Annotated in this window: 2 tRNA genes and 3 rRNA genes; all 5 read left to right on the top strand. The window is 53.3% G+C overall.

Annotated features, from left to right (window positions below):
- The first annotated feature begins 329 nt into the window (after positions 1–329).
- Positions 330–1876 (top strand): 16S ribosomal RNA (locus tag ABE546_RS18530).
- Between the two features lie 95 nt (positions 1877–1971).
- Positions 1972–2047 (top strand) — tRNA-Ala (locus ABE546_RS18525).
- A gap of 48 nt (positions 2048–2095) precedes the next feature.
- Positions 2096–2172 (top strand) — tRNA-Ile (locus ABE546_RS18520).
- Positions 2173–2402: 230 nt separating this feature from the next.
- Positions 2403–5281: ribosomal RNA gene (locus ABE546_RS18515) — 23S ribosomal RNA — on the top strand.
- Positions 5282–5406: 125 nt separating this feature from the next.
- A 5S ribosomal RNA gene (gene rrf / locus ABE546_RS18510) occupies positions 5407–5521 on the top strand.
- Together the 16S, 23S and 5S rRNA genes with 2 tRNA genes alongside form the textbook arrangement of a ribosomal RNA operon.
- Positions 5522–5542 lie beyond the last annotated feature (21 nt).

Genomic DNA, 5542 nt, shown 5'->3' with positions numbered 1-5542 from the left:
AGGCGAACGACGAAGCGGCATCGGCAACAACGGTTCACTTCGGTGAAACGGCCTTGAAAAAAGGTGTTGACGAAGCAGATAAGCCGGTCTACAATGGGCGGCTCGCAACGACGGAAACGTCGGGGCAAACGGAAGAAGGCGCTGAGGCCGATTCCAAAGTTCTTTGACAGTATGCGCAGGTATCTTGTGAAGGCGCCTGCAGGAAGGATGTATGTCCATCTTGCAGACGTTTGATCAAGCAACATATCAATTGTTTTAAAGCAAGCGAAACGTTGCCAGCGGTCAAGCATCTGCAGCTTTAAATTTTTAGTCTTCGGACTATGCGTTTTTAAGTGAAGAGTTTGATCCTGGCTCAGAGTGAACGCTGGCGGTAGGCCTAACACATGCAAGTCGAACGGCAGCACAGTAAGAGCTTGCTCTTATGGGTGGCGAGTGGCGGACGGGTGAGGAATACATCGGAATCTACCTTTTCGTGGGGGATAACGTAGGGAAACTTACGCTAATACCGCATGCGACCTTCGGGTGAAAGCAGGGGACCTTCGGGCCTTGCGCGGATAGATGAGCCGATGTCGGATTAGCTAGTTGGCGGGGTAAAGGCCCACCAAGGCGACGATCCGTAGCTGGTCTGAGAGGATGATCAGCCACACTGGAACTGAGACACGGTCCAGACTCCTACGGGAGGCAGCAGTGGGGAATATTGGACAATGGGCGCAAGCCTGATCCAGCCATACCGCGTGGGTGAAGAAGGCCTTCGGGTTGTAAAGCCCTTTTGTTGGGAAAGAAAAGCAGTCGATTAATACTCGGTTGTTCTGACGGTACCCAAAGAATAAGCACCGGCTAACTTCGTGCCAGCAGCCGCGGTAATACGAAGGGTGCAAGCGTTACTCGGAATTACTGGGCGTAAAGCGTGCGTAGGTGGTTGTTTAAGTCTGTTGTGAAAGCCCTGGGCTCAACCTGGGAATTGCAGTGGATACTGGGCGACTAGAGTGTGGTAGAGGGTAGTGGAATTCCCGGTGTAGCAGTGAAATGCGTAGAGATCGGGAGGAACATCCATGGCGAAGGCAGCTACCTGGACCAACACTGACACTGAGGCACGAAAGCGTGGGGAGCAAACAGGATTAGATACCCTGGTAGTCCACGCCCTAAACGATGCGAACTGGATGTTGGGTGCAATTTGGCACGCAGTATCGAAGCTAACGCGTTAAGTTCGCCGCCTGGGGAGTACGGTCGCAAGACTGAAACTCAAAGGAATTGACGGGGGCCCGCACAAGCGGTGGAGTATGTGGTTTAATTCGATGCAACGCGAAGAACCTTACCTGGTCTTGACATGTCGAGAACTTTCCAGAGATGGATTGGTGCCTTCGGGAACTCGAACACAGGTGCTGCATGGCTGTCGTCAGCTCGTGTCGTGAGATGTTGGGTTAAGTCCCGCAACGAGCGCAACCCTTGTCCTTAGTTGCCAGCACGTAATGGTGGGAACTCTAAGGAGACCGCCGGTGACAAACCGGAGGAAGGTGGGGATGACGTCAAGTCATCATGGCCCTTACGACCAGGGCTACACACGTACTACAATGGTAGGGACAGAGGGCTGCAAACCCGCGAGGGCAAGCCAATCCCAGAAACCCTATCTCAGTCCGGATTGGAGTCTGCAACTCGACTCCATGAAGTCGGAATCGCTAGTAATCGCAGATCAGCATTGCTGCGGTGAATACGTTCCCGGGCCTTGTACACACCGCCCGTCACACCATGGGAGTTTGTTGCACCAGAAGCAGGTAGCTTAACCTTCGGGAGGGCGCTTGCCACGGTGTGGCCGATGACTGGGGTGAAGTCGTAACAAGGTAGCCGTATCGGAAGGTGCGGCTGGATCACCTCCTTTTGAGCAAAGACAGCATCGTCCTGTCGGGCGTCTTCACAAGTAACCTGCATTCAGAGTTTCACGTCGGCCTGGCCGACGTGGATAGTCCCGTATATGGGGCCTTAGCTCAGCTGGGAGAGCACCTGCTTTGCAAGCAGGGGGTCGTCGGTTCGATCCCGACAGGCTCCACCACACGATGCGCCTTTATCAGCGCAGTCGGCAATGAGCTAAACGGACATTGGGTCTGTAGCTCAGGTGGTTAGAGCGCACCCCTGATAAGGGTGAGGTCGGTAGTTCGAGTCTACCCAGACCCACCACTCTGAATGATTAGCGCATACAAAGAATTTATTACGGATCAGCATTGTGGCTGGTACGTGTTCTTTTAAAACTTGTGACGTAGCGAGCGTTTTGAGATTCTATCTTAGACGTGTCGTGAGGCTAAGGCGGAAGACTTAAATGTCTTCTTATTAATTGAGTCGTTATATTTCGTATCTGGGCTTTGTACCCCCAGGTCATATATGTAACCCAAGGCAACTTGCGGTTATATGGTCAAGCGAATAAGCGCACACGGTGGATGCCTTGGCGGTCAGAGGCGATGAAGGACGTGGCAGCCTGCGAAAAGTATCGGGGAGCTGGCAACAAGCTTTGATCCGGTAATGTCCGAATGGGGAAACCCACCCGCTTGCGGGTATCCTGCAGTGAATACATAGCTGCTGGAAGCGAACCTGGTGAACTGAAATATCTAAGTAACCAGAGGAAAAGAAATCAACCGAGATTCCGTAAGTAGCGACGAGCGAACGCGGACTAGCCCTTAAGCTGATTTGGTTCTAGGAAAACGCTCTGGAAAGAGCGGCCATAGAAGGTGATAGCCCTGTATCTGAAAGGGCCATTTCAGTGAAGACGAGTAGGGCGGGGCACGTGAAACCCTGTCTGAACATGGGGGGACCATCCTCCAAGGCTAAATACTACTGACCGACCGATAGTGAACCAGTACCGTGAGGGAAAGGCGAAAAGAACCCCGGAGAGGGGAGTGAAATAGATCCTGAAACCGTGTGCGTACAAGCAGTAGGAGCTCGAAAGAGTGACTGCGTACCTTTTGTATAATGGGTCAGCGACTTACTGTTCGTGGCAAGCTTAACCGTATAGGGGAGGCGAAGGGAAACCGAGTCTGATAAGGGCGCATAGTCGCGGGCAGTAGACCCGAAACCGGGTGATCTAGTCATGGCCAGGGTGAAGGTGCCGTAACAGGTACTGGAGGCCCGAACCCACGTCTGTTGCAAAAGACGGGGATGAGCTGTGATTAGGAGTGAAAAGCTAATCGAACCCGGAGATAGCTGGTTCTCCTCGAAAGCTATTTAGGTAGCGCCTCATATGTATCCTCTCGGGGGTAGAGCACTGTTATGGCTAGGGGGTCATCGCGACTTACCAAACCATTGCAAACTCCGAATACCGAGACGGACTGTATGGGAGACACACGGCGGGTGCTAACGTCCGTCGTGAAAAGGGAAACAACCCAGACCCACAGCTAAGGTCCCAAATTCACTGCTAAGTGGAAAACCATGTGGAAAGGCACAGACAGCCAGGAGGTTGGCTTAGAAGCAGCCACCCTTTAAAGAAAGCGTAATAGCTCACTGGTCGAGTCGGTCTGCGGGGAAGATTTAACGGGGCTAAGCAGTGAACCGAAGCTTGGGGTGTGCATATTTATATGTACGCGGTAGAGGAGCGTTCCGTAAGCCGTTGAAGGTGGATTGAGAAGTCTGCTGGAGGTATCGGAAGTGCGAATGCTGACATGAGTAACGATAATGCGGGTGAAAAACCCGCACGCCGAAAGCCCAAGGTTTCCTTGCGCAACGTTAATCGGCGCAGGGTGAGTCGGCCCCTAAGGCGAGGACGAAAGTCGTAGTCGATGGGAAGCAGGTTAATATTCCTGCACCTCGCGTAAGTGCGATGGAGGGACGGAGAAGGTTAGGTGTACCCGGCGTTGGTTGTCCGGGGGAAAGGCGGTAGGTTTGGATCTTTGGCAAATCCGGGATCCTTTAAGACCGAGCACCGAGACGAGCCTTTAAGGCGAAGTCACTGATACCACGCTTCCAGGAAAAGCTCCTAAGCTTCAGCTTACGCAGACCGTACCGTAAACCGACACAGGTGGGTAGGATGAGAATTCTCAGGCGCTTGAGAGAACTCGGGTGAAGGAACTAGGCAACATGGCACCGTAACTTCGGGAGAAGGTGCGCCCTTTTTGGTGGCTCATGCGAGCTATAGCTGAAGAGGGCCGCAGTAACCAGGCCGCTGCGACTGTTTATCAAAAACACAGCACTCTGCAAACACGAAAGTGGACGTATAGGGTGTGACGCCTGCCCGGTGCTGGAAGGTTAATTGATGGGGTCAGCCGCAAGGCGAAGCTCTTGATCGAAGCCCCAGTAAACGGCGGCCGTAACTATAACGGTCCTAAGGTAGCGAAATTCCTTGTCGGGTAAGTTCCGACCTGCACGAATGGCGTAACGACAGCGGCGCTGTCTCCACCCGAGACTCAGTGAAATTGAAATCGCTGTGAAGATGCAGCGTTCCCGTGGCAAGACGGAAAGACCCCGTGAACCTTTACTATAGCTTTACACTGAACGTTGAGTTCGTCTGTGTAGGATAGGTGGGAGGCTATGAAACTGTGGCGCTAGCTGCAGTGGAGCCATCCTTGAAATACCACCCTGTCGTGCTTGACGTTCTAACCTGGGTCCATAATCTGGATCGGGGACCGTGTATGGTGGGTAGTTTGACTGGGGCGGTCTCCTCCTAAAGAGTAACGGAGGAGCTCGAAGGTACGCTCAGCGCGGTCGGACATCGCGCACTGTGTGCAAAGGCATAAGCGTGCTTGACTGCAAGATCGACGGATCAAGCAGGTAGGAAACTAGGACTTAGTGATCCGGTGGTTCTGTATGGAAGGGCCATCGCTCAACGGATAAAAGGTACTCCGGGGATAACAGGCTGATACCGCCCAAGAGTTCATATCGACGGCGGTGTTTGGCACCTCGATGTCGGCTCATCACATCCTGGGGCTGTAGTCGGTCCCAAGGGTATGGCTGTTCGCCATTTAAAGTGGTACGCGAGCTGGGTTCAGAACGTCGTGAGACAGTTCGGTCCCTATCTGCCATGGGCGTTGGAGATTTGAGAGGGGCTGCTCCTAGTACGAGAGGACCGGAGTGGACGAACCTCTGGTGTTCCGGTTGTCACGCCAGTGGCATTGCCGGGTAGCTATGTTCGGAAGCGATAACCGCTGAAAGCATCTAAGCGGGAAGCGCGCCTCAAGATGAGATCTCCCGGGGCACAAGCCCCCTGAAGGAACCATATAGACTATGTGGTTGATAGGTCAGGTGTGTAAGTACAGCAATGTATTGAGCTAACTGATACTAATGATCCGTGTGGCTTGACCATATAACCTCAAGTTGCCTTGGCCGACATGACATGTCGATAGATCCCAAGTGCACGCTACGTCACAAGACTTACGAGAGGCAGGCGCCTTAATCCGTTCCTTAGGATGGCGACGCTCCAACTGTCTCCCTGGTGAAATTAGCGCTGTGGAACCACCCGATCCCATCCCGAACTCGGAAGTGAAACGCAGCTGCGCCGATGGTAGTGTGGCCTAAGCCATGCGAGAGTAGGTCATCGCCAGGGTTTTTACCCCGAAAACCCCGC

Source organism: Stenotrophomonas sp. TWI377 (genome assembly GCF_039674525.1).
Taxonomy (GTDB): domain Bacteria; phylum Pseudomonadota; class Gammaproteobacteria; order Xanthomonadales; family Xanthomonadaceae; genus Stenotrophomonas.
Note: the sequence above shows the minus strand (reverse complement) of the source record. Positions and strands in the feature narration are given on the sequence as shown.